This window comes from Paenibacillus sp. sgz302114 (genome assembly GCF_056120345.1).
The window spans coordinates 164,520-190,383 of record NZ_JBVYOI010000001.1 but is presented as its reverse complement, the minus strand read 5'-3'; the positions used below and the strand labels follow the sequence as shown (position 1 = coordinate 190,383).

22 protein-coding genes are annotated in these 25,864 nt (G+C 51.4%); 8 read left to right on the top strand and 14 right to left on the bottom strand.

Features of this window, described 5'->3' with window-relative positions; all coding sequences use genetic code 11:
- Positions 1–2: 2 nt before the first annotated feature.
- From rhaA to AC0LWF_RS00820, 3 genes are read right to left on the bottom strand one after another with little or no spacing between them, the layout of a single operon-like run.
- Positions 3–1,283 carry an L-rhamnose isomerase gene (rhaA, locus tag AC0LWF_RS00830; RefSeq protein ID WP_474649685.1) on the bottom strand — a complete coding sequence of 427 codons (1,281 nt, stop codon included), beginning with the start codon at positions 1,281–1,283 and terminating at the stop codon, positions 3–5.
- A gap of 20 nt (positions 1,284–1,303) precedes the next feature.
- Positions 1,304–1,678, bottom strand: a complete 375-nt coding sequence (locus AC0LWF_RS00825) for a sensory rhodopsin transducer (RefSeq protein WP_474649684.1) — start codon at positions 1,676–1,678, stop codon at positions 1,304–1,306.
- Between the two features lie 21 nt (positions 1,679–1,699).
- Positions 1,700–3,769 carry a bifunctional aldolase/short-chain dehydrogenase gene (locus AC0LWF_RS00820; protein ID WP_474649683.1) on the bottom strand — a complete coding sequence of 690 codons (2,070 nt, stop codon included), beginning with the start codon at positions 3,767–3,769 and terminating at the stop codon, positions 1,700–1,702.
- A 401-nt stretch (positions 3,770–4,170) separates the two neighbouring features.
- Between AC0LWF_RS00820 and AC0LWF_RS00815 the strand changes: the two genes are divergently transcribed.
- Positions 4,171–6,393 carry a Sip1-related alpha-galactosidase gene (locus tag AC0LWF_RS00815; protein ID WP_474649682.1) on the top strand — a complete coding sequence of 741 codons (2,223 nt, stop codon included), beginning with the start codon at positions 4,171–4,173 and terminating at the stop codon, positions 6,391–6,393.
- A gap of 559 nt (positions 6,394–6,952) precedes the next feature.
- On the opposite strand, the gene AC0LWF_RS00810 is transcribed toward AC0LWF_RS00815, so the two are convergent.
- Together AC0LWF_RS00810 and AC0LWF_RS00805 are read right to left on the bottom strand one after the other, a co-directional pair.
- A complete protein-coding gene (locus tag AC0LWF_RS00810) occupies positions 6,953–7,705 on the bottom strand; it encodes an alpha/beta hydrolase (RefSeq protein ID WP_474649681.1) in 753 nt (250 codons plus the stop codon).
- Positions 7,706–7,760: 55 nt separating this feature from the next.
- Positions 7,761–8,222 (bottom strand): hypothetical protein, encoded by a 462-nt coding sequence (locus AC0LWF_RS00805; RefSeq protein ID WP_474649680.1) that lies wholly within the window; start codon positions 8,220–8,222, stop codon positions 7,761–7,763.
- 242 nt (positions 8,223–8,464) lie between these two features.
- Between AC0LWF_RS00805 and AC0LWF_RS00800 the strand changes: the two genes are divergently transcribed.
- The 3 genes from AC0LWF_RS00800 to AC0LWF_RS00790 are packed head-to-tail and all read left to right on the top strand — an operon-like array spanning position 8,465 to position 10,412.
- Entirely contained in the window at positions 8,465–8,962 is a 498-nt protein-coding gene (locus AC0LWF_RS00800; RefSeq protein ID WP_474649679.1) for a PH domain-containing protein, read from the top strand.
- Complete coding sequence (locus tag AC0LWF_RS00795) at positions 8,946–9,587, top strand: PH domain-containing protein (RefSeq protein ID WP_474649678.1); 642 nt, start codon at positions 8,946–8,948, stop codon at positions 9,585–9,587. Before AC0LWF_RS00800 ends, AC0LWF_RS00795 begins: the two co-directional genes overlap by 17 nt.
- The gene (locus AC0LWF_RS00790; RefSeq protein WP_474649677.1) at positions 9,588–10,412 is read left to right on the top strand and encodes a PH domain-containing protein; all 825 of its coding nucleotides are present in this window, start codon (positions 9,588–9,590) and stop codon (positions 10,410–10,412) included.
- A gap of 81 nt (positions 10,413–10,493) precedes the next feature.
- Here AC0LWF_RS00790 and AC0LWF_RS00785 read toward each other — a convergent pair whose 3' ends face one another.
- The 3 genes from AC0LWF_RS00785 to AC0LWF_RS00775 form a co-directional block, all read right to left on the bottom strand.
- Positions 10,494–10,952, bottom strand: a complete 459-nt coding sequence (locus tag AC0LWF_RS00785; RefSeq protein WP_474649676.1) for a GNAT family N-acetyltransferase — start codon at positions 10,950–10,952, stop codon at positions 10,494–10,496.
- Entirely contained in the window at positions 10,949–12,475 is a 1,527-nt protein-coding gene (locus AC0LWF_RS00780; RefSeq protein WP_474649675.1) for an MDR family MFS transporter, read from the bottom strand. Before AC0LWF_RS00780 ends, AC0LWF_RS00785 begins: the two co-directional genes overlap by 4 nt.
- A 270-nt stretch (positions 12,476–12,745) precedes the next feature.
- A complete protein-coding gene (locus AC0LWF_RS00775) occupies positions 12,746–13,576 on the bottom strand; it encodes a phytanoyl-CoA dioxygenase family protein (protein WP_474649674.1) in 831 nt (276 codons plus the stop codon).
- A gap of 150 nt (positions 13,577–13,726) precedes the next feature.
- Here AC0LWF_RS00775 and AC0LWF_RS00770 point away from each other — a divergent pair, with 150 nt between their 5' ends.
- Entirely contained in the window at positions 13,727–14,602 is an 876-nt protein-coding gene (locus AC0LWF_RS00770) for a helix-turn-helix domain-containing protein (RefSeq protein WP_474649673.1), read from the top strand.
- 104 nt (positions 14,603–14,706) lie between these two features.
- Positions 14,707–15,972, top strand: coding sequence for an MFS transporter (locus AC0LWF_RS00765; RefSeq protein WP_474649672.1), 1,266 nt, complete (start codon positions 14,707–14,709; stop codon positions 15,970–15,972).
- An 81-nt stretch (positions 15,973–16,053) separates the two neighbouring features.
- Here the strand turns inward: AC0LWF_RS00765 and AC0LWF_RS00760 are convergent, their stop codons facing one another.
- From AC0LWF_RS00760 to AC0LWF_RS00740, 5 genes are all read right to left on the bottom strand, one after another.
- Positions 16,054–17,034 carry a LacI family DNA-binding transcriptional regulator gene (locus tag AC0LWF_RS00760; RefSeq protein ID WP_474649671.1) on the bottom strand — a complete coding sequence of 327 codons (981 nt, stop codon included), beginning with the start codon at positions 17,032–17,034 and terminating at the stop codon, positions 16,054–16,056.
- A gap of 112 nt (positions 17,035–17,146) precedes the next feature.
- Positions 17,147–17,587 (bottom strand): DUF6526 family protein, encoded by a 441-nt coding sequence (locus AC0LWF_RS00755; protein WP_474649670.1) that lies wholly within the window; start codon positions 17,585–17,587, stop codon positions 17,147–17,149.
- A 205-nt stretch (positions 17,588–17,792) separates the two neighbouring features.
- The gene (locus AC0LWF_RS00750) at positions 17,793–20,924 is read right to left on the bottom strand and encodes an efflux RND transporter permease subunit (protein ID WP_474649669.1); all 3,132 of its coding nucleotides are present in this window, start codon (positions 20,922–20,924) and stop codon (positions 17,793–17,795) included.
- A gap of 97 nt (positions 20,925–21,021) precedes the next feature.
- A complete protein-coding gene (locus AC0LWF_RS00745; protein WP_474649668.1) occupies positions 21,022–22,416 on the bottom strand; it encodes a sensor histidine kinase in 1,395 nt (464 codons plus the stop codon).
- Complete coding sequence (locus tag AC0LWF_RS00740) at positions 22,409–23,092, bottom strand: response regulator transcription factor (protein ID WP_474649667.1); 684 nt, start codon at positions 23,090–23,092, stop codon at positions 22,409–22,411. Before AC0LWF_RS00740 ends, AC0LWF_RS00745 begins: the two co-directional genes overlap by 8 nt.
- A 127-nt stretch (positions 23,093–23,219) precedes the next feature.
- On the opposite strand from AC0LWF_RS00740, the gene AC0LWF_RS00735 reads away from it, so the two are divergent.
- Positions 23,220–23,858, top strand: a complete 639-nt coding sequence (locus AC0LWF_RS00735; protein ID WP_474649666.1) for a phosphatase PAP2 family protein — start codon at positions 23,220–23,222, stop codon at positions 23,856–23,858.
- Between the two features lie 82 nt (positions 23,859–23,940).
- Positions 23,941–24,624, top strand: coding sequence for a phytanoyl-CoA dioxygenase family protein (locus AC0LWF_RS00730; RefSeq protein ID WP_474649665.1), 684 nt, complete (start codon positions 23,941–23,943; stop codon positions 24,622–24,624).
- 122 nt (positions 24,625–24,746) lie between these two features.
- On the opposite strand, the gene AC0LWF_RS00725 is transcribed toward AC0LWF_RS00730, so the two are convergent.
- Positions 24,747–25,781, bottom strand: coding sequence for a hypothetical protein (locus AC0LWF_RS00725; RefSeq protein WP_474649664.1), 1,035 nt, complete (start codon positions 25,779–25,781; stop codon positions 24,747–24,749).
- Between the last annotated feature and the right edge of the window lie 83 nt (positions 25,782–25,864).

Sequence of the window (25,864 nt, the reverse complement as noted above, 5' to 3'; positions counted from 1 at the left end):
TATTAGTTCGCTCCTATTTGCACTTGACCGCGCTTCAGAAGCACGTCATTCTCATAGGACTTCACTTCAGCAAGCCATTCCTCACGTACCGGAACGCCATTCTTCGCGCAGTAGTAATCCCATACCGCTCCGAAAGGATACGACTTGAACTCTTCTGTCAGTGCAAGGCGAGTTGTGTAGTCGCCTTCAAGCTCCGCTTGGCGCAGCGCTTCAATCGGATCAAGCATTGCGCGCATAAGCGCTTTGATCGTGTTGCGCGTACCGATGACCCATGCGGCAACACGGTTGATGCTGGCATCGAAGAAATCGAGGCCGATGTGCGTAATGCCAAGCAGATCGCCGCGGACAAGCTCGCGTCCGATGTCGATAAGCTCATCATCCATCGTCACGACATGGTCGCTGTCCCAGCGCATAGGGCGGCTGACATGCAGCAGAATGCCGTCGGTGAAGAGCGAAATCGCGGAAAGCTTATTCGAGATGACTTCCGTTGGATGGAAGTGGCCTGCATCGAGACAGATCAGCTTATTATTCTGCATGCCGTAGCCCATATAGAACTCGTGGGAACCGACAACATAAGCTTCGGAGCCAAGTCCGAACAGCTTGCTCTCGACTGCATCGAGGTTATGCGCCGGGTTGAGTTCTTCCTCGAATACTTGATCGAGTGCATCCTTCAACCGTTTGCGCGGTGCAAGTCGGTCTGCTGGTACATCCTTGAAGCCGTCTGGAATCCAAACGTTCGTCACGCAAGTTTGTCCAAGCTGCTCGCCGAAGTAAGCGCCGATGCGGCGGGACGCCTTGCAGTGATCGATCCAGAACTCGCGAATCGCCGGGTCTGGATGGCTCAGCGTGAAGCCGTCCTTCGACTTCTCATGCGAGAAGCAAGTCGGATTGAAGTCAAGACCGAGGCCCTGTGCTTTCGCCCAGTCTACCCACTTCTGAAAATGCTTCGGCTCGATTTTGTCCAGCTCTACCTTCTCGTCCGTATCGGCATAGATGGCATGCAGGTTCAACTTATGTTTGCCCGGAATAAGGGAGAACGCTTTCTCAAGATCGGAGCGAAGCTCCTCCGGCGTGCTTGCCGCCCCTGGGTAGTTGCCTGTTACGGAGATGCCTCCGGTAAGCGCTTGATCTTTATTCAAGAAACCGCGAACGTCGTCGCCTTGCCAGCAGTGCATCGAAATTTTTACTTCTGCCAGCTTCGTAAGCACTGCGTCAACGTCGATGCCGTGACGGGCATACAGCTCCTTAGCTGCTTCATAATTCGCTACAATTTTTTGCTCCATCTCACACATGCTCCTTTGAACTATTTTATAGGATGAGCGATGACTGACATAAGGGCGTTCTCGGCTTGCGTAGCATCCAATCGGCTGTACTGGACAATGATTGGAATGCTGCTTAGCACCTCAATGGCATAAGGAACGCCGAGCGGAATCGTCGCTCCATCTGCCTCAAGAGTGGACGTGCGGATATGCTTCGTTCTTCTGCCTGGCACGGTGACGTGAATGTTCTCGAGCGGCTCACGATCCTCGAAGAAGATCGTAAACGTAATTTGCGCCTCCTCGGAGGAGCAGTTGAGCACACATACCGACTCATGACTTTCATAAGCACCTGCTGCGCTAGTCGGCGGAATGTAGCCGTCTGGTATAATCCAATGCTTCTCGCCTCTTGCTTCAAACATCTTCCGCACCATCCTCTTCTCTTATCGTGTAAATGCTGCCGGTACGCCGCCGTCAATCGTGAGCATGCAGCCCGTCGTTTTGTCCGCTTTGGACGATGCGAAGAACGCAACGCCTTCCGCGATATCGCGCGGGTAGATGTTAACAAGCAGCGTCGTCCGTTTACGGTAGTACTCTTCCAGCTGATCCGGCTCAATGCCGTAAGCGGCTGCCCGCTCGTTACGCCAGCTGCCATTCCAAATCGTCGAGCCTTGCAAGATTGCATCTGGAAGAATCGTATTGACGCGAATACCGAACTCTCCGCCCTCTGCGGCAATACAGCGTGCCAAGTGAGCTTCCAACGCTTTCGCTGCACTGTACGCCGATGCACTCTTGCCTGCATAGACCGAGTTCTTGGAGCCGATGAAGACCATGTTGCCGCCGATTGCTTGCTGCTTCATCATCTTGAACGCTTCGCGGGCAACGAGGAAGTAGCCTGTGCCAAGCACGCTCATGTTGAGGTTCCATTCTTTGAGCGAGGTTTGGTCGAACGGACTCGACGTTGCAAGACCCGCGTTGTTCACGATAATATCAAGTCCGCCATAAGCGAGCGCCGTTTCGCTCATTGCGCCGATAACCGCTTCTTCGCTTGTTACGTCCATCTTCACCGCAATTGCGCGGCCTTCACCGTACTTCTCAATAATTTCGCTAGCGACGCGCTCCGCACCTTCCAAATTCAGGTCGGCTAACACGACATGCGCGCCTTCAGTCACGAGTCTGCGTGCCGTCTCGCTGCCGATGCCGCCTGCGCCGCCAGTGATGAACGCAACTTTGCGGGAGAATTCAGCTTCAGCAGGAGCAAGCGATAATTTGTACAGCTCAAGCGGCCAGTACTCGACGTTGTACGATTCGTTCTCGGAGAGCGATACGAACTCGCCAAGCGCTGTTGCGCCGCGCATGACCGCAATTGCACGGTGGTAGAGAGCGCCGCTTACTTTGGAGTTCGACCAGCTCTTGCCTGTATTGATCATGCCGATACCCGGGATTAAGATAACGCGCGGCGCCGCTTCGAACATCACGTCGCCTTCATTCTTGTTGCGCTCGAAGTACGCTTGGTATTGTTTCTTATATGCCTCGATGCTTTCTTTCAAAATCGCTTGAAGGCCTTCGATATCTTCCACGTTCGGCGTCCAGTCGATGAAGAGCGGAACGACCTTCGTATGCACGAGATGATCTGGGCATGCTGCGCCGACTTGGGATAGCTGAGGAGAATTCGCGCCGCCTACAAAAGCAAGCACATCGTCCGCATCGTCGAATGTCAGGAGCATTTTCTTCACGTCGCTTACCGCACCGCGGATCGTTGGCATAACAGCTGCTGCGATGCTTCTGCGAGCATCAGCTGGGAGCGCCTCATGCTTCACGCCGCCGAACAGCTTCTCTTGATTAACGCGTGCTTCGATGAAGCTTTCCGCTTCCGTGATGATCTTGATCGTCTGCGCATAAGCCTCTTCGCTTGTCTCGCCCCATGTAACCAGGCCGTGCTTCTCCATCAGGACAAGCTCAGCCTTCGGATTCGACAGAACGCCTTGCGCGATCATTTTGGAAAGCGTAAAGCCGGGACGTACATAAGGAACCCACACGAAACGGTCGCCGAAAATCTCTTCCGCCAGCTGTTTGCCGTTATCCGCGCAGCACAGGCTTATGATGGAATCCGGATGCGTATGGTCAACGTGCTTGAACGGGAGAAAAGCATGCAATAGCGTCTCGATCGACGCGCGCGGATGCTTGCTGTCGATCATGCAGTTAGCGAGGTAGCCGACCATATCCTCATCGGACATTTCATCGCGCTCGAACAGCGGGCGAATATCGTCCATGCGAAGACCAGTGAAATTACCTGCTTTCATCGTCGCAAGGTCTGAGCCGCTGCCCTTCACGTACATCACTTCGACAACACGACCGCGGAAATCGGTCACTGTCGTTTTGCTCGAAGTATTGCCGCCGCCCCAATTGCAAACGCTGCGATCTGTCCCGATAATATTTGAACGGTAGACGAGCTGCGCAAGTCCCTCCTGCAGCTCGGCTGCTTTTGCATGATCCCACAACGATTGTACCATCTGTTTACCTCCGAATAAGTTTGATAATTGCGTGTTGATTCCAGTTTATCATGTTTGTTTATTTTTGAATACAGAAATTCAAACAAAAACAAATACAGATTCATTACGTACATGTTTTTATGGGGATTCCCAATTTTTCACCTCCAACATCTGAGCAATCGCGGTATAATAGACGGGCTTCGCACTATATACAAAGACAAGGGGTCAACTATGAATCTGGAGCAACGTTGAAATCGCTAGGACCGGATCGTTATCCTAAGCAGCAAACCATCGGTTCTACATCAATCGCAGACATCGATTATGCTTTCAACCACTTGCACAGTGGCAATTAATCAGAGAATGAACAATTTTCATACCCGAACCAAACCTTGTTCCCTCCTGCCCCAGGAGGGATTTTCGTTATGATAGCAAGGAAAGCGGCTGCCAAAGGAGAACGATTGAACATGAAACCACAACAACTATTCGCAGAGTGGCGGCTTGGCGTCACCTATGATACCGGCGAGACCCCTGAGTTTATAGCAGTAGGCTGGGAGCAAGGCGAGATCGGTCAGGATGAGCATGGTAGTTACGAGATCTATCGTCTGCCTTTCCAGGATAAGGACGAAACGAGCACCATCACGCTTGAGCTGACTTGCTACGCGCAGTCGGTTATTGCCCATATTTCTGTCCTGCTGAAGCAGGATATTTTCGGCATTACGCATGGACTTGCGCCAGATGCAGGCATTCGTCTGTTTGTTGGCGAGCCTCCGGGAATTGACGGCGTACTGGCACATTACAACGGTTACAAATGGTGGTGGACAAGATCTCATATTGCAGCGGCTACGGCGGGCTTACCTGAGAAGACGCAATCGCTGATGTGGCGAGCAGCGGACGGATCGAGCTTCACCCAGCTGTTCCCGGCATGCACGAATGTGTTCAAGACGGCGCTTCAGGGCAATGGCGAAGGGCTTGAATTCGTTGTGTCTCCGCTCGTGCATGGCTTCCGCAGCGGGCGTGAGCTGTTGTTCGTGCTTCACGAAGGCAGCGATCCCTATGTCGTAGTTCGGGGAGCGGCTGAACTGATGTTCATTGCGCGAGGAGAGCGTGCGCGGCTAAGGGAATCGAAGCGATACCCGGATGCGTTCAATTATTTGGGCTGGTGCACATGGGATGCGTTCTATCACGATGTGACTGAGCAGGGAATTGAAGCGAAAGCAGTCGAATTGCGGGATAAGCAGGTCCCGGTCAAATGGGTCATGATCGACGACGGATGGTCGCAGGTTCGGGACAAAATGCTCGTCTCCCTGCGGGAGGACCGCGAGAAGTTCCCAGGCGGACTGGCAGGCACGGTGCGGAAGTTAAAAGAACAGTACGGCGTGGAGTGGGTCGGCGTCTGGCATGCGTTCACCGGCTATTGGCATGGGATTGATCCTGAAGGCGAAATCGCTCAGCAGCTGCGCGATGTGCTGCAGTACGATCAAGCAGGCCGTCTGCTGCCAAGTACGGATGCGAAGCTTGGTTTCGGCTTCTGGAAAGCGTGGCACAGCTGGCTCTCTGCGCAAGGCATTGACATGCTGAAGGTGGACAGCCAGAGCTCGCTGATCGAGTTCGTGAAAGGTCAGCTGCCGCTAGGACAAGCTGCTGCAGGCTTGCATGAAGCGCTTGAAGGTTCGGCTTCTTTGTATTTTGACGGACGCTTAATCAACTGTATGGGCATGGCTGGCGAAAATGTTTGGAATCGCACGAACTCGGCGATCTCCCGCAATAGCGACGACTTCTATCCGGCTAAACCGGAATGGTTCCGCGAGCACGCCTTGCAGAACGCGTACAATTCGTTCTATCATAGCACGCTGTACTGGGGCGATTGGGATATTTGGTGGACGACGCACGAGGACAGCATCGACCACGCGGTGCTGCGCGCAATCAGCGGCGGACCTGTCTATGTTAGCGACAAGGTCGGCGAGACCGACGCGGATGCTCTGCTGCCGCTCGTCATGTCGGACGGTCGCCTGCTGCGTGCCGATCAGCCAGGCGTACCGACAGCGGATGTGCTGTTTGTGAATCCTGTGGAAACAGCAGTTCCTTTGAAGATCTGGAGCCGCTCGGGCGATGCTGGCTTGTTGGCTGCCTTCCACATCCATCAGGATGCTGATGCCGTGGAAGGCGGGTTCCGGCTAGCGGATTTGCCGGGATTGGATGCTGCTGCGGCATATGTGGTTTATGACCACTTTGACCGGAGCGCGTTCGTCATGGGCGGCTCGGCGGCGGTTGGTACTGGGTCAAGTGCCGAGGCAAGTGCTGATGCAAGTGCAGATGCAAGCGCTAGCTCGCACCGCTTCACGGTTGAACGGCATAAGCCGAAGTTCTTCGCCGCTGTTCCGTTTAAGAATGGCTTCGCCTGCTTCGGGCTAATCGATAAGTACGTATCGACTGCCGCAATAAAGTCGGTCCATGCGAGCGCTAGCCGCGCCGTTGTGACGCTGCACGAAGGCGGCACGCTCGGTTTCGCGTCTGCGTCCGCGTCTGCAAACGTTCGCGCGTATGTGAACGGGCATCAGGTGGAAGCGAAAGCGGAGGCTGGCTTCTACTCAGTGGATTGCGGACCTGCGACAGGTACAGACGTGCTTGTTGAGCTGATATTCTAGCTGGATGTTTGGATCGTCCCCACTACACACACGTTAAGTGTGTTGGTGGGGATTTTTGTGTTGTAGCTGTCTGCTACTATTCGATGTAGTCCAGCAGACCTGCTACTTGTCCTCATACACCCCACTTTCACACCAATGTAGTCCAGCAGATCAGCTACTTGTCCTCGTACCTGCCACTTTCACACCAATGTACTCCAGCAGACCAGCTACTTGTCATGTACCTGCCGCTTTCACACCAATGTAGTCCAGCAGACCAGCTACCACATAAGCACTGCTTTCGCACTCATTGAAGCTTTCCTGACTAGTTGGTTTCTTATCTGAGAGTACCAAATCTGCACTCTCAGACCATCAGCGGCCGATTTTCATGCTGAGAGCACGTATATGCTCTCTCAGCGCCGCCAATCCGCCAGCCGCCTATGTGCGCGATCAACGACCTCCTTCGGCAGCCCCTTCGCGCCGCTCAAAAACAAAAAAACCGAAGCATCCTCTGCTTCGGTTCCTTCACCGGCTCTTCGCCTTGGCTCTCGGTTCCCGCTACAGGTTCCACTTCGGTCCAGCTCTACTTCGTCACTTCCGCGATCCAATCCAGCACGCGAGGCAGCTTCATATTCCAATAGCCCCACTCATGCTGGTGGTTTGGCTCCTCCTCGTACGTCAGCTCAACGCCGAGCTCCTTCGTATAGTTCAAGAAGCGAATGTTGTCCTCGTACAGGAAGTCCGCCGTCCCGCAGCACTGATACAGCGCAGGCAGCTTCGCCCCCGACTGCACCGCACGCTCTGCAATATGGAACAGATCGTCCTTGTGCTCCTTCGTCCCCTCCAGGTCACCGAAAATCTCCGTAAACTCATTGCCTTCAAACAAATGAGGCAATGCGCGGATATCGAGCGCTCCGGAGAAGCTTGCAGCCGCCGCATAACGGTCAGGATGCGCAAGCGCCAGCTTGAAGGCGCCGTAGCCGCCCATCGACAAGCCCGCCACGAACGTATCTTCGCGCCGGTCCGAGATCGGGAACATCGCCTTCACGATCTTCGGCAGCTCTTCGCTTACATACGTCCAATACTTACGGCCATACGCCATATCGGAATAGAAGCTGCGGTGCACGTTCGGCATCACAACAGCCATGCGGCGACTCGCCAGCTGGTACTCAATCGTCGTCTGGCGAAGCCAAGTTGTATCATCGTCGCTCAATCCGTGCAGCATGTAGAGCACTGGCAGCTTCTCGCCAGGCTGCACATCTTGCGGCATAATAACCGTCAGCGGCGACGTCATGCCAAGTACGCTTGAAAAGAAAGTCATATGAATAACAGCCATTTCGAACGCTCCCCCATCATTTGTTATACCCTTGAACTAGTATAACTTTACTCCTTCACCGAGCCAAGCGTAATCCCCGTAATAAAATAGCGCTGCAGCAGCGGATAGGCTTCGAGTCCGGCAAGTAATAGGCGGTCAAACCGAGCAGCGGATTGGTGTAGTTGATGAGGGAAATGTAATTCTCGATTTCCGTGCCGAGCAGCTTCTTGTCAAGCGGATCGCTTGTCGCGAGGTAAGACTTCAAGTCTTTGCCGACCTTCCCTTCGAAGGCGAGCTGGCGTGAGGAGTAGTCGAGGTTGCTCAGCACCGACTCCATCCCTTTGCGCTCCTGCTCCAAGCTTTTGACGACACCTTTCTCAACCTTGTTCTGCAGCACGTTGTAAATCCCGTAATAAGAGATGGCGCCGATTAGCGACAGAGGGATGAGTACCGACAATGCCAGCATGGCGAACAACCGATGCTTCAGCTGATAGGGCAGGACGTCGATATTGCGTGTTTTGCGTTGAGTCTTCTTCACTGTGGCCCAACCTTTCCGTATTAGCGCGTACTAAAAAACTCCTTGCCAGCAAAGCATGTGCTCTGCGGACAAGGAGATGAACGGGCCGAATAAGACCGCTTTCATTACAGCTTAACTTGGTGTTAGCGTAAGTGCTCCTGATGTCGTTATTCATTCTACCTCTAATGGCTGCAAGAGAACAACCTTTCACTTACAAAGTTGCCCCGATCAGCTATACTAAAAGAAAAAGGAGAAATTTGTAAATGGATAAAGAGCAGCAGTTAAATCCAATGCTCATTCAATATTGGAAGTTGAGAATGCAATTGCGCTGTGGGTTCTATGAGCTGATAGGCATCGCGCTAATTATCATTGTTGCCGTGCTCGTCCCAAAATTTTGGGAAATCACCCTTGTCGTTGCTTTAATCATGCTCGTGCTGATCCTCGTGTTTATTTGGTTTCAAACGGTGGGAGCGCAGCGCAAATATCGCCTATACTCTTATACGGTAACCGAAGACGAAATCCTCATCAGAAAAGGGAGTTTTCTCGGCAGAAGGAGCAGTCTTATTCCTATGAACCGCATTCAGCATGTCGATATCGAAGAGAATCTGATCATGCGGCATTACGGGTTGGTTGAATTGGTCATCACTACAGCTGGAGGAGCACACAGCATCTATGGTTTAGCTAATGATCGAGCAGAAAAAATAAGGAACTTCATCATCCAAAAAGCTAAAATAGGTGATTCCAATGTATACGCGGATTAACCGTCATCATCCCATTGCGCTTCTTCTCAAGCTATACCGGTTTGCAAGAAACCTCGTTATTCCAACCTCGCTCTTCATCATTAACGAAATCAAAGGAAAGACCGGCTCTCAATCGAACTTCGTTTACCTGATCGCAGCAATCGTGACGATTACGGTTATCGTTTGGTCGTATATTTCTTGGTATAAGGAAACCTATGTTTTGCTTAACGGCACACTTCTCTTAAAGGGCGGCGTGTATCGCACCTTACAGAGATCGATTCCAATTAGTAACATCACAACTCTGGATGCGCGCCAAAACTGGCTGTATCGGTTGCTGGGCATTATGAAAGTAAGTATTCAAACCTCAGACTCGAATGAGGATGCCGATGCAAGGCTCGTTATTTCCAGAAAGAAATATGAGGCGTTTACGTCGTATATTCATCGAAAAGGAAACCTAATCCGCGAAGAGGAGCTAACAGGAAACACAACCACCATCTCGATAAAAGGCATTTTCATGCTGTCCATTAGTTCAAATTTGTTCTGGCTCGGTATCCCTTTCGTCTTGACAGCTCTTCAGTATATCAATAAATTCACGTGGCAGGCATCAGACGAATTGGATTCAACGATAGAAGGAACATTCGATTAATTGCTGCACTTATTTTCCAGCAACATCGGACAGTTTTTACTGGATTTGATTACTGTCATTGGCGGTTGCGCGCTATTATCCTGGTTACTCTCTGTCGCACTCATTATGGTCAGATACCACGGTTGGACTGTAAGCCGGCACGACAATACGATAGCAATAAGCTATGGACTTTTCGAGAAACGAAACATTCAAATTCTCGTTACGAAAATCCAGTCTGTTCGGATCAAAGAGCAGCCGCTCAGCCGCTGGTTTGGTTACGCCTCGATTTGGATCGATTGTGTGGGATATGGCGGAGATTTTAAAACAAAGATTCTAATTCCATCGTTACAAAAAAATGAATTACGTCCCCTCCTTCATCGATTGCTTCCTGAGTTTCAAATCGCCGAGCCAAAAGGTGAAAATCCGAAGAGGCGCGCAATTATGTATAGCATGCTTTATCCGTTAGGATATCTGCTGCTTGGAATGGCAGCAGCCTCCATGTACGTTCCGGAACTATGGTTCATCGTTCTCCTTGTTGCGGCTATCATGCTCTATAGAGCTTTTATTACGAGCAGAAGCAAGTGGGGAATTGTGAATAATCAGTTGGTTATCGTCAAAGCCGGCTTGACCACAACAACGATATTCGTGCTTCGCAAAGCGATAGAAGCTTTGGTTGTTACAGAGAATCGCCTGCAACGTCAATTAGGCTTGCGAACGCTAGAAATAGAGATTGATGAACCTTCTAGAGCAAGGGAATATGTCATTAGAGGCATTGAGCCGACTGTTTCAGGAGAAATCATGAGCTGGTACAAAAACGGGAGCCAGCCTTCGAAGCTTTCGCTGTAAGTTCGGCATATTGAAATGCAGCCATTAACATTAAAGGCAAGCTCACCAAGTGAGCTTGCCTTTTGTTGGTCTATAGCTTGCTTATTGTACCACTTTCTCAAACTCCGCAATAAAGAACCCCGGAGCAGCCTCCACCTCGCGCTGCTCCACGAAGCCTAGCTTCGTATACAGCCGTATCGCCGGCAAGTTAGCAGCTCCTGTGGCGACGATGAACCTCGCGGCGCGATGCTGGAATGTATCCAGCACATGGCTCACTAGCCGTTCGCCGATCCCTCTGCGGAAGAAGTCGGGATGCACGACAAGCCGGTGGATGTCGATGACGCCGTTCTCCTCCTTGAAGGATACCGCTCCTGTGAGCGTGTCTCCCTGCCAGCAGCCGAAGAACTGCTCCCCGCAAGCTTGCAGAGTGTCCACAGTATCATGCAGGCCGGGAATACCGAAGAACCCAATCAACCGCGCTTCCACATTGTAGGAGAGAAGCTGCACATTCAGCAGCTCTCTCACTTGCCGCTCATCGTCCAAATCGATTGCAGCTATCATACCGCTTTTACCGAACCTTCGCCGTCCTCATCCGCCTTTTCAGCCGATGTCGCTGTGAGCACTTCTTTCTTCAGTCCAAAGCAGATGAAGAATGCCAATACAACCAAGACGAACGCAATCCAGTACAAATTATGGAAAGCGCCTGCGAAAACATCCTTCACTTGTTCAACGAGCGATGGATCTGTCTTCTTCGGAATCGTGCCTGTCGCCATGCCTGCGATCGCCGCAGCCTGATCCGGCACTTTAGCAGCTAGTTTCGTCAGGCCTGATGTAATATGCGCGGCCAGCACGGAACCGAACACGCTGAAGCCGATCGTCATCCCGATGGATTGGAACAGCGTTATCGACGATTGAGCGATACCGTTATGCTCCTTCTCAACCGATTCCTGCACGATAAGCTGGTTGCTGAACATCGTTCCGAAGCCAAGACCGAGAATGATGAAATACATCACAAACGTAATGATTGGCGTGTGTGCATTCGTTGTCGTCAGCAGGTAAAACGCAATGATCGGCAGGATGAACGACACGATGTAGATATTGCGGTACGGCACCTTCGTCATGAAACGACCTGCCACGACGCTGGCTCCGATTGCGCCGATCATAAGCGGCAGCGATAAGTAGCCGGCAACTGTAGGCGAGAGACCAAGCACGTTCTGCGCGAAGAACGGGAACGATGCGAAAGCGCCCATTAGGCCAAGTATGAATACAAACATAAGTGCCGAGAGCACGACGAAATTGCGGTTCTTAAACAAATGCAGCGGCAGAATCGGCTCCTTCGCACGCGATTCCACGAAGATGAACACGGCAAGCAGAGCAGCGCCGACTGCCATCAAGGCAATAATAACCGGGTCAGTCCAGCCGTAGCCTTCTGTCTGATGCAGCACCGGTGTTAGCAGCAAGCTAATAAGCGCGGCAACGAGCAAGATCGCTCCTGCCCAGTCGATGGTGATCTTCCGCTCCACCTTCGTCTCTTGCAAGCCAAGCGATAGAATAATCGCGGCGATGACGCCGACCGGAATGTTCACGAGGAAGATCCAGTGCCACGAGATATGCTCTACGAAGAAGCCGCCAATGAGCGGTCCTAGCAGCTGCGGGATGAACATAACTGCACCGAAGAGCCCTTGTATCTTCGCCCTCTGTTCTACTGGGAACGTATCTCCGAAGATGACCATCGCAAGCGGCATCAATCCGCCCGCTCCTATCCCTTGTATACCACGCCCGACAAGCAGCACTTCCATCGACGGAGCAAGCCCGCTAATGATGGAGCCGCCAATAAACAGCGCCATGCTGACGAGGTAAATTTTCTTCCTTCCATACAAATCCGCCAGCTTGCCAAGTACCGCCATGAAAGACGTCATCGCAAGCATGTAGACGCCGCCGACCCAGCCGTATAGGGCAAGACCGCCTAAGTCGCGGAGAATCGTCGGCATTGCTGTGGACACAACCGTCTCATCCAGCTCTGAGAAAATAACGCCGATCATAAGTCCGATCAAAATTAATGTTTTGTTATTCTGCTTTTTCAATGATGCAGCCTCCTTTGCTCTAATCATAATATCGGGGAAATATGAACGGAATATTAACCCAACTTAGAAAAAAAGTATAGATAATAATTTTTCTTCTTCGTTCGAGCGATCAGCAAATAGGAATATACCGCCGGAGAGAGGCCGACCTATGTATACAAGATATCTTTCCTTTCGTGGTTCAATCCCTCTTCTTTGCCCCAGAATAACAAAGAGCCGAAGCACCCTGGTTAAGGGCGCCTCGGCTCTTCATATGATTGTAGTAAAGGTAAATTACGTTCTTGAATAAAGCTTCGGGAAATAAGCATCGTTATTGAAAGGCATGCCTGGCTCAGGTCGAGCACCAAGGAAACGCAAGTTATCGTGACGTTGTCTGCCTTCGCGGTAATGCGTGTGGCCCGGCATTAGATGCGCAACAACAGAGAGGCGCGCTTCGTTAGTAAGGTTCGGACCCGAACCGTGGAAAGTGAGCGCGTGATGGAAGCTTGCTTGACCCGCTTTCAGAATGCACGGCTCCTCTACCCAATCTCGTGTTGCGAATTTGGCTTTCAACTTGCTCATATCCTGCTCGAAGAAGGTATCGCTGCCTTCTACGGCTCCCCATTTATGCGAACCGAGAATCGTCATCATCCCGCCGTTATTGAGATCGGTATCCTGCAGCGCGATCCAGACCGTCACCATGTTCGGCGTGCTGCTGCAGCGCCAATAGCCATAGTCCTGATGCCAGCCGACATTGCCTGCCGATGTCTCTTGGCCGTTCGTGCCCGGCTTATAGATCACTTGGTCATGCCAGAGACGAATCTCATCTTCGTCAAGCAGATCGGCAGCCATATGGCCGAGATTGCGGTCGGTTACCACTTCCCGAACTTCATCGTTAATCCACCAGCCGTTATCGAATTTACGAATCGCGAGCGGATTGTCGGACAGATGCAAGTGGTGCATCGGAAGTCCGAAACCGTCGTACTTCTTGCTCCATACACGTTCATGCGCGTGACGTAGACGCTCAATTGTATCATCATCGATCAGCTTCGGGCTGATCCAATAGCCTGTCTCATTGAACTGCTTCTTATCTTCTTCGGTTACTTGATACGAAATGACTGCCATAATGTAGTGGACACCTCTTCCGAAAAAATCATATGGATACTGCTTCAATCCCATTGTAGTCCAGCAGTGTAAGCGTTGACTTCCGAATATCTATCAAATAGGATTAGAAACATAAAGAGACGAATAGACACGAATGGAGAGCTGTCCTTCATGGCCAAAAGCAAAATCCATGCTGATCGTTGGGAGTATAACTGGAATGCCGAAGGGAAAGGAGCTTACAGCAGTCTGCCTGAGCTGGTCACGCTAGGCTATGACCGCTTTCATGAGGCCTCCCCTCTCTATGACCATAACCACGAACGATGCTATGAATTCGTCTTCGTCGAAAAAGGCAAAGTGACCTGGGAAGTCGATGAGCACATTCACCCTTCCTCTACTGGACAATGCTTTCATACCCGCCCCGGTGAGTGGCACCGGGCGCGGCTGAACTATATCGAGCCGTGCAGCATCTGGTGGGTAATCATCGTGGATCCCGCAGAGCAGCCGGGCTGGCTGTCATTCAGCGATGATGAGCGCCAGCAGCTTGCGGCAAGCCTGCGTCAGTTGCCGCGCATCATCAACGTCGACAGCCGGATGCGGGATCAGTTCGAAGCGCTTCGCAGCTTGCTATCAGATGAGCTGCCCGCTCCTTTGTTCCGCGTGCGCCATCATCTTGCCGATATTGTGTTGCAGCTTCTTTACCCGCGCGCGGAACGCCAGATCCAGAGCGAGCTGCGCGATGCGATGCTCGCGTTAACGGGCCGCATCGAGGCGGAGCCTGAGCGCCGCTGGGCGAACAAGGAGCTCGCTGACATTGCCGGCGTCAGCGAGTCGCATTTCTACAGGCTCTTCCATGCGCTGCACGGGCAATCGCCTGCGAACTACATTGACCGGCTGCGCATGAACCGCGCTTGCGAGCTTCTTCGCGAGCCGAGATCGAATGTGACGGACGTTGCGATGGATCTCGGCTACAAGACGAGCCAGCATTTTGCCACAGTGTTCAAGAAATATATCGGGGTATCACCGTCGCAATGGAAGAAAACGACTTAAGCACGACTTGCGCATATCAGGTATAATAGTCCAATATGTTTAAATATTTAACTTTTTGATCCTTGCATCTCACATTTCACAAAGGCAACAGGAGAACACTAGCTATGCGCATCTTTAGCCATTACCCGAAAGAAATTCAAGTGTTCCTGCTCGCGAGCCTCATTAATGCAATCGGCAGCGCGTTGATGTGGCCGCTCGTGACGATGTTTGTCTTCGACCAGCTCGGCAGAAGCATGTCCGATGCAGGGCTCGTCATTCTGGTCCAATCGCTCGGCGGCATCGCAGGACAGCTGCTTGGCGGATCGCTCTACCACAAGGTCGGCGTGAAACGCCTCATTATCGGCGCATTGGCGCTGAATGCAGTATGCTTGCTTCTGCTTCCGATGTTAAGCGAATCCTGGCCGATCTTTATCGCTGCAATGGGTCTCATTGGCCTATTCAATTCATCGTCAATGCCAGCGATTCAAGCGTTCATCGGCTTCCGGTTTGCCGACCGGCGCGGAGAGCTGTTCAACGTCATCTATGTCGCGAACAATATCGGGGTCGCAATCGGTACGGCGCTCAGCGGCTTCCTCGCCGATATTTCGTACTCGCTCAGCTTCACGATGAACGGCGTCAGCTCTGGACTATTCGCTTTCTTCTTCCTGATCTATCTGCAGCGCGTGGGTACTACCAGCTCATCTGCAGGCGGCGTCAAGCTGAAGAAGCTGTCCCCCGAGAACGCCAGCGGCTGGTCGCTTCTGCTCGACGTGCGGCTCTATCTGTTCATGGCGCTCGGAGGCATGCTCATCAACCTCGGCAACAGCATATGGAATACGGGTGTCTCTCCCTTCATAATTAGCGAAGGGCTGCCGAAGCAGATGTTCGGCTACCTGTGGACGCTGAACGGCATTATGATCTTCGTCGCCCAGTCGGTCACGAACTTTATCAAGCGGCTCGCCGCACGTACGATTACGGCTCAGCTGACAGCCAGCAGCTTGTTCTACTTGAGCGGCTATGTCGTTATCCTCTGGATGCACAGCTTCACGGGCATGATCGTCGGCATGGTGCTGACGACGCTCGGCGAGATGCTGATTGCTCCAGCGATTCCAGCCTTCCTAAGCGAACGCGGCGGCAAGCATGCGCCGTTCTATCTCGGACTTGCAGGCGGCATTGGCTCTGTCGGCCGTGTCATTGGCCCGTATTTGATGGGCCACTTGTACGACATCGGACAGCTGACGCCAGTCGCCTGGCTCGCCGTCATAACAGCGGCTGTATCTGCGATATCGTTCAGCGTGCATGCGTTCCTGAACCATCCAGCGCGACTCGCACAGCAGCCGCTGCGTGGGGATGCTGGCAAGGAAGCGGCAGCTAGCATGGAGACCCATTAACAGTTAACAGAAAAAAAGCAGCAGTCTCGCGTGCGGTGCTGAACCGTACGAGACTGCTGCTTTTTTGTTATCGCATGACCGCTAACCCCCGCATGATCCCCGGACAATGAGCTGCGTCGGAAGCAGAATCGAATTCCCTTCCTTCTGCGCACTGAAGATGAGCTGCGTCGCAATCGCACCCAGTTCGTATTTGGAATGACCAACCGTCGTAAGCGGCGGATTAATATAAGGCCCCAGAATAATATTATCGAAGCCGACAACCGCAATGTCATCTGGCACACGAACGCCACCCTCAGTAAGGGCGCGAATGGCGCCAATTGCCATCTCATCATTCGCCGCGAAGAGAGCATCCGGCGGCTGCCCGCCAGCCAGCATCACCTTTACCGCTTGATAGCCGCCTACTTCCATGCAGCGTCCGAACAAGCTGATTCGGCTCGGCACTTCCAAGCCGTGCTCCTGAAGCGCCCGCTTGTAGCCGTTATAACGAAGAGAGTTGTCGAAGGACGTGACAGGTCCGCTAAGAAACTCGATCTTACGGCGCCCGAGTTTGATGAGATGGGAAACCGCATCGTAAGCGCCTTGCTCATATGTAATAAGTACATTATGCACATAGTCGCCTTTGAGCTCCCGGTCGAGCACGACAATCGGGAATGATTCCGAGGCCGACTGTAGAATGAGGCTGTCGCTAATTTGCGAGCCCATAATGATAGCACCGTCGACGAACTGCTCCTTAATAAACCTATGCGCAGAGCTGTTCTCGCCGCCGAATGTGCTGCAGACGACCAAATTGAACCCGTGCGAGGTGACGACCTCTTGTATCCCTTCAATGACTTGGCTGTAGAAAGGCCCGCCTAGATCGTACAGGAACAGTCCAATCGTGTTCGTTTTGCGTTTCTTTAAATTCCGTGCAGCTCCGCTCGGTCTGAAATTAAGCTCCTGCGCAACACGAATGACTTTGCGGCGCGTCTCCTCACTAATTTTCGGTGAGTTATTCATGGCATACGAGACTGTCGATACAGCAACTCCCGCCATCTTGGCGACATCCTTGATCGTTGCACGCATTTGTACGTAACTCCACCTTCGATGTCAATTGGGATGATCTCACTTACGAATATTAGGTTCATTCTAGTACATCCAATAAAGAGTGACAACGAATTTCCACTCTGCAGCCGGATTAGATTCGATCGTTATCGCTTCTCCAGCTCTTTATGGAGCGTTTGATCATATCCGTTGATAGCTGCTCTGCTGCCGCTCTCTTGCAAAGAGATGGAAACTCCGCGTCAGAAGCAAAGCGCAGCGCAAGCGTTTGGTTCAGAGTGAGACTCGAATCAAGGAGCTTGCCTGTCAGTACGTAATGGCGCAAGTTTTCTTCCGCGCGAATTGCGCGATCCTGTGCTTTGAGCGGATAAGAGCGAATGATCAAGAAGATAAACAAGGAGATCAGTGCAAGCAGGACAAACATAAAAGACGGCAATAGCGGCCCCTCGTTATTAACCGTGCGGACAAGCTCCCAAATCGCACTGATTAGTAACGCTACATTCAATAATGTGAGCACAAAATGGAACGGCGGGTGAAACCTGCGATGATTCTGATAGTTCTGAACTTGTTTACTCATTATTTTCCCTCCACATGACAAGCTTCTCATAAAGAAAGCGACTCGCAATTACAGCGGTCGCTTCCTATTTCAACAATAAGATTTGAATGTCCTTCTCTACTTTACAGAGTTTGCAGCATTGAACTCCATTCTATGCACAATAAACTTGAAAGCGACTCGCCATTACGGCGGTTGCTTTCGGCTTTATACTCGTTGTTTCAATGAATTAGAATTGAACTTCCTTCACCACTTTGCGGCGCTTGCCTGTCAGTTCATAAATAACTGGCACGACAATGAGCGTAAGCAGTGTGGATGTAGTCAAACCGCCAATTACAGTAATCGCGAGTCCGCCAGAGATCAAACTTGTCGACGATTCCGAGAACGCTAGTGGCAGCAGCGCTAGAATGGTTGCGCAGGCTGTCATTAGAATCGGTCTTAGTCGTGTTTTGGACGCTTCGACCAGCGCTTCGTGCACCGGCATGCCATCCTTGCGGTTCTTCTCGACACGGTCCAGAAGAACGACTGCATTCGTAACAACGATACCGACAAGCATTAGCATACCGATCATTGAACTCATGGACAGCGCATTGCCTGTAATGAGAAGCGCACCAAGGGAACCGACAGGTACGAAGAGCAGCGAAGACAGGATAATGAGTGGAGTCAGCAATCCGCCGAATGTCATGCTCATAACTAGGAATACGAGACCGATTGCCGCAACCATCGCAATACCGATGCTTTGGAAGCCGCTGTTGATCATTTCCTGACCGCCGCCGATTTTCACTTCAACGTTGCTTGGCAGCGATAGGCTGTTAATATCGTCTGTAATCGTCTTGGTCACCGCTGAAGTCTTGCTCGCATCCTTCACGTTGCCTTTTACTTGTGCATACATCTTCAAATCCTCGTGGTTGATCGCAACAGGCGCTTTCGCTTCTGTAATATCCACGATTTCTTTCAGCTGCTTCATGCCACCCATTGTAGGAATGACAATGCTCTCCAGCTGTTCTTTGTTCGTAATTTGCTGCATGTACGACATCGTAATGTCGCGTGCTTTGTTATCCAGCGTGAAGGTGCCGACATCGACCGGGCGAAGCTGTTCGTTTACAGCCGCCATGACCTGCATGGACGAAACGTTCAGCGCCTTGCCCTCTTTATTCAATGCCATCTCCCATTTCGGAGTAACATCCTTCAAGTTGTTGGAGATATCCTTCATGTCGCTGTTAGCTTTCATTAAGTTCTCTACTTGAACCGCTGCTTTGGACAGTGCCGTCAGATCATCGGAGTACAAGCTTACATCCACGCCGTTACCTGATGGAGGACCAGCCTGCTCGCCTTCTGTGACGTTCACAACCGCTTCTGGCGAATCTTTCTTCAACATCGCTTGCAAATCTTTACTAACGTTATCAATCATGTTGTCCATGACTGTGCCTTCTTTGAATTGCACCGTGAACTTCGCTTTATTCGACGTATTGCCAATCTTCACGAACGGATTGTCTGCGCCGCCGATGCTTGCTGTATAGTTATCGACGCCATTCAGATCCTTCAGATAGCCTTCCACTTTCTCACTGGTTTTGTTCGTCTGATCAAGCGTGCTTTGCGACGGCATCGTCAAATCAATACCGATTGAAGGCACGCTGCCTGCATCCAGGAACGTTACGCCAAGCAGCGGAATCGTGCCGAATGAAGCGATCAGGATGACAACAGACAGCGAGAGCACCCAAGCCTTGCGGCGAAGAGCGCCGCGAATCACTTTCTCGTAGAAGTTAATGAAGCGGCCGCCTTCCTTGTGCGGCTTAATCCGATTGAAGAATTTGGCGCCCAAGACCGGAATCAACATCATCGCAACGAGAAGCGATGTAACGATCGAGATAACGACCGAAATGGCGAATGGACGGAAAAACTCGCCGATGATGCCTGTAACGAATGCCAACGGCAAGAATACAACAACCGTTGCAATCGTTGAGGAGCCGACAGCGCCGATTACTTCCTTCGTCGCTTTATAGGCAAGCTCTTTGCCGTTCATCTCCTGGCCTTTTTCCTGACGCCATCTGAAAATATTCTCGATTACGACGATACTGTCATCCACGATACGGCCGATCGAAACGGCGATACCGCCAAGCGTCATAATGTTAAGTGTGTAACCCATCTGGTTCATAAGCGCGATCGTTGCGAATACCGAGATCGGCAATGAAATAATGGAGATTAATGTCGCTCGTATATTACGCAAAAACAGGAATATAATGATGACACAAAAGAGCGATCCGTAAAGTCCTTCATGGATAAGCGATGAAACTGATTTCTTAATCTCCGCGCCTTGGTCCTGGATCAAGTGAATATCAAGGTTCGCTTTCGATTTGTAGGTTTCGAGCACGTCTTTAACGTCATCCGATACATCAGCTGTATTCGCATCCTGTGTCTTCGCGACTTGAATGACGAAGCTTTCTTGACCGTCAAAGCGTGTAATCTCGTCTTGCTTCGAGATCGTCGTTACATTCGCGATGTCCGACAGCTTCACTTTCGCCGCTGCTGCGCCGCCGCCAGAACCAGCTTGTCCTGCACCTGCACCTGCACCTGCACCTGCGCCGCCGCCAAATGCTGCACCCGCACCCGCTCCCGCTCCGCCGCCAGCTGACAACTCAAGATCTTTAATCTGCTGCAAGTTAGACAGCTTGCCGACCAGACGAATCGGAATCGACGTATCGTCCTCCGTCACAGAGCCAAGCGGCAATGCAAAGTCGAGCTGTTGAATCGCTTGTTGAATGGTGCTGAGCGAAATGCCAAGCTTGCTTGCTTTCTCTTTGTCCACTTCAATGCGCAGCTCTTGCGAGATCGCGCCTTTCAGCGTAACCGAGCTTACGCCAACAACTTTCTCAAGCTTCGGTACGACCCCAGTCTCAAGCTCTTTCTGAAGAGCTTCGGGATCGTTCTTGGACGAGAATACTGCAGCCTCATAGATTGGAGCTGCGCCGAAGGAGAGTCGCTGAACAGTCAGCTTCACTTTGTCGGACTTCTGGGCCTTAGCGATTGCCGTCTCGACATCCTTTACTTTATCCTCCATATTCGTTCCAAACGGATATTGCAAAATAACGCTCGCCGAGTTCTCGGAGGTTGTACTTGTCAGCGAGTCATAGCCTTTAAGTCCTTGCAGGCTCTCCTCGACTGGCTTCGTAATCTCGGTTTCAATCTCCTCCGTAGAAGCTCCGGGACTGACTGCCGAAATGACAATCGCCGGGAAATCAACGTCCGGGAACGTCTGCTGCTGAATTTTTGTTGCCGAATAGAAGCCAAGTCCTAGAACGAGCAAACACAATATGATGACTGCTACACTGTTTTTTAAACTAAATCGACTAAGCCACGCCATGGTGTGATGTCTCTCCTCTATATGGTTTTTATACGGCAACTATACAGTACATTTTTGAACTGAATATGTACTGGGCGTTACAAATTTTTGACTGTCCTTAGGAATCCGTGTTCACAAAAGCTCTATTCAACGGCAATCGCACCGTAAAAATGGTCTCTACATTCGGTTTGCTGCTCACTTCAATCGTTCCTTCGTGGAGCTCAACGATCCGTTTCACGATGGATAGTCCCAGCCCGTTTCCTTTTACCGCATAATCACGCGACTTGTCGACCTTGTAGAAAGGGGTAAAAATATGCGCAAGCTCCTCTTGCGGAATGCCTTTGCCATGGTCGCAAACCGTAACAACAGCCATACCGTCATGCACAGCAAGCGATATGGCAAGCACGCTGTTCTTCGCAAATTTGATGCTGTTGTTAATCAAATTATGCCACACCTGATTGAGACTATCCTCGTCTCCAAATATCGTCACATCGTCAAGCGTCAGATCAGGCGTAAGCCCATTTGCATGCCACTGCGGCTCGCTTGCAATGATGATTCGCCGAATCTGCTCATCCAACCGGAAATTCGAAGGATGCGCGGGCTTTTTATCATGTTCAAGCACGGACAGACGGAGCAGATTGGCGCTGAGCCGGGATAAGCGCTGGCTCTCTTCTTCAATAATCTGGAGGTAATGCTGGCGCTGCTCCTCCTCCATCTTCTTCGTTCGCAGCGCTTTCGTGAACCCGGTTATCGACGTGAGCGGCGACTGGAACTCATGAGCGACGTTGTTGACGAAGTCCGAGCGCAGCTTATCAATCATCCGCAGCGATCCCGCCATCTCATTGAAGCTTGCTGTCAGCACGCCGATCTCGTCCTTGCGCTTAGACAGCAGCCCCACTCGGAAGTCGCCTTGCGCCATCCGCTTCGTGGCTATCGTCAACCGTTGTACCGGCTTAACGATATAACTGGATGCAAGGACGATCATTATGCTGCCGAATGCAAGAACGCTCAACAAGATCGTAAACATGACTCTTCGAAACAAATCCAGCAACTTGTCGAACTCTGGAGAGATGAAGAGGGCATAAGGTGCATCACGATACTGAAACGGCAGTCCGGTTAGCAAATGTACGGGGCCATGCTGCTTGCCGTCAGCAGATACCGTGCCATGATAAACACCTCCGCTAATGACCTGCTGCACTTGTTTGGCCGAAATCGGCATCTTCTTGCTGCTCCCGCCGTCGTCGTCATAAGCAAGCGTTGTACCTTTCGCATCGACGATTTGGACCCGGTAACCTGGCATCCTGACGGCAGCCTTGAACACTTCAATGCTGCCAGGAGGTAGCTTCTCGATAATCGTAATAATCTGCTTGCCGCTCGCAATCATCTGCTTATCGCTGAGATCCTGCACTTGGCTGCTATACAGCTTTGATGCCACCATGAACGACAGAAACAAGCTTACAATGACGGCTAATATAAAAATAAAAACCGTCCGCACATATAGCGACTTAATCATGCAGCACCTCAAGCCGATAACCGAGGCCGCGCAGCGTTACGATGCGGAAAGCAGCCTCTTCCTCCGAGAATCGTTCTCGAAGCCGTTTAATATGTACGTCAACCGTCCGCTCATCCCCCTCATATTCGTAGCCCCAAATTTGCTCTATGAGCGTCGCCCGTGTATACAGCTGACCGGGATGGCTCGCAAGTTTGTAGAGCAGCTCGAATTCCTTCAGCGGAATCGTCACGGCAGCGCCGGATTGCTTATATACGACCTGATAGCTCGCGCGATCAAGCACGAGCCTGCCAATCGGCACCGATTGCGACGCCGTAATCCGGAAGCGCCGCAGCAGCGCTTTCACCCGTACGACGAGCTCCATCGGATCGAACGGCTTCGTCATATAATCGTCGGTGCCTAGCTGAAACCCTTTGATTTTTTCCTCGGACTCGCCTTTTGCCGTAATCATGAGAATGGGCATGTCGCTTGAAGCGCGAATCCGGCGGCACAGCTCCCAGCCATCCATCTGCGGCATCATTATGTCGAGAATAACCATATCAATCTGGTGGGTGGAGAGATAATTCCAAGCTGCTTCACCATTTGCAAACTCAGCAATATCGAAGCCTTCATCGTTCAAATAAAGCTTAACAAGCTCTCTAATATGCGCTTCATCATCAACAACCGCAATTTTTGCCATTTTTTACGCCCTCTTCGCATTTTGTCTGTTTTTTATACTTGCAACCTCTATCACAATATCTTATTATTACAAGATTGCTAGATGACTTGCTAGTATGAACATCATGAATAAGGTGAGGGAGGGGCCAATGAAACGCTTTGTGCCTTTAATCAGTATGCTTATTTTCCCGGTGATGGGCTGGCTGTATGCAATGACCAATAAGCCAACCACCCAAGTATATAGCTTAGTTACCGATCTCGATCGAGCCATACCACTCGTCAAAATATTCGTGCTGCCGTATTCCGTATGGATTTTTTATATTTATCTTTGTCTTATCTATTTCTTTATTAAAGAACCCGCGGTCTATCGCCGCACGCTCATTACGTATGTGCTCTGCGCCTTGATCTGCTATGGCATCTATATGGTGTTCCAGACGACAGTGCCGCGCCCTGCAATATCAGGAACGGACCCAGTCACGCGATTGCTCAGCTACGTCTATGGCAGAGATTTGCCGTTTAACTGCTTCCCGAGCATTCACTGCTTCTCCAGTTATCTTGTGATGAAGGCTCTGTACACGAGCAAGTTCCGTGGTCGCTTGAATCAAGTCCTGATTTATGGCATGTCGACCACGATTATTCTATCTACGTTCTTCGTGAAGCAGCATGTCCTGTTCGATGCGATCGGCGGCATCTTGCTTGCAGATATCTTCTACCGCCTCGTGTCGCGTGCAGATCGTGTGGGACTCTTCCGCAGAGCAAAGCCAATGCCGCAGCGAGCTAATATGTAAGCATCTTAGAGAAAGCAGAGCCGATACGGATCTGCTTTTTTTATTTGCCATTTATCCATTCCATGTAGAGGAGTGAGCCCAGATGAGCGTGAAACGTACGGTTCAGGAGCAGTTCGAGCAGGAGGGCTATTACATCATGAGGCAGTTGTATACGGAGGATGAAGTTGCTGCGTTCAAAGCGGAGTGCGTGAACATAGTGGGAGACAATGACGCAGGGCCTTCCGGTGTGCTCGTCGGAATGACGCTACGAAGCCCACTGTTCAAACAGGCGACGGTTAAGCATGAGCTTGTCGAGGCGCTGAGAGAAATTATTGGCGAGCATATTATCTTCTTGAGCGACAAAGTTGTATTGAAAAATGCAGCGACCGACTTCGGCTCTCCATGGCATCAGGATCATCCCTATTGGGACGGCAGCCACAAATTCTCTGTCTGGATCGCGCTTGACGATGCGCTCAAGGACAATGGCTGTCTGCGGCTCGTTCCTGGCAGCCATCAACAAGGTAGCGTATCGCATGACGGTAAAGTGGCGGATAATCTCAGTTTCGACAATCGGATTGATATGCAGCATATCGCAGAGGAAAGGATCGTCGATTTCGAGGCGCGCCGAGGTGACGCAGTCATCTTCCATGACCTGACGTTCCACGCTTCTTATCCGAATGTGAGCGGCAAAGAAAGATGGGCGCTCATTACGACGTACAAGGATGGCACGAAGGAAGACCCGGATTATGAATGGGCAGGCGCTGCTTTCGTTGTTTGCGGCGGCTAATGGAAAAGGTCCGATCACGCTGCCTATGTCAGGCGGGTGTGACCGGACCTTTTGTGTTATTTGCAAACCATTAATAAATTGCCATCGCTGGCACTTTGTATATGAGTTCGGGAGTATCTCTTCTAAAGTGGCTTGCTCGTTGCGACGGTAATGCATCTGAATTCGCGGTTATACTCGCCATACCGGATAACGGCGCGGTCGCCTTCTTGAGCCGGTCTGCAGGCACAGTAGAAGTGATACAGCGTATCTCTCCAGTAGATGACGGAGGATTTGTGCGCATGAGTCTCGTCGAGTTCGCCTTGCGAGCCATAGCTGATCCAAGGTTCTGGGTAGATGGACCAGTGCAGCAGATCGTCGTCGTCTGATACGGCAAGCGCCCCTTGCGCGTGGTGGCTGTCAAAGCCGAATCCGAAGTTCACCCATTTGCCTTGCGTATCGTCGAACTTCACACAAGGATCGCTGAAAAATTGGCTGTAATGAGTACTTTGTTTAACTGCAATTACCGGGTTGCTTGTGTGGCGCGTCCAATGGATCAGATCGGTCGAGGTTGCAATGCCGGTCTCCTCCGTCCACGGCTCACCGGTGCATTTTGCATTGTAGAACATGTAGTATTGCTGGTTATGTTCGATCACGCAGCATTTGTACAGGCCGCCTAGCTCCCAAGGCTCCCCGCTCTCGTAAGTGAAGATTGGCGCGTCTTGCCGATGCCATTGCAGCAGTTCCTCATCCTCGCACCAAGCGAGCCCCATGACCGCTCCGCCAGCTTCATAGCCGACTTCCGGGTACGAATGATAGATCATCCAGTACTTGTTGTTCAGCTTCTTCAGTCGCGGAATCTCGTAGAGCTGGTCTGACTCAAGCAATAGCCACGAGCCAGCAGCTCCGACGTGGTCCCAGCGCGAGCTGCCCTGGAGACGTTCGAGCATAATGCCCTTCGGCGTCCAGTCGAGCAGATTATCGCTAACTGCAAGTCCCGTCTGATAGCCGGAGCCGTCAAATCCGATGTACATCATATGAAATTGACCGTGATGGTAGAAGACGAATGGGCAATCGACCGCCAAGGAATCGAATTGTCCCGGCGTTCCGGAAGCCTGCAGCACCGGGCGTCCCCATTTGTGAGGCGTTCTCAAATGCTCCACTTGAGCTTGGAATTGCATCGCAAACCACCTTCCATTTTTTACAATCTCCTTACTTGTACACCTACTAGCGTGAGTTTGACAAGAAGTAATTTCAGAAAGTG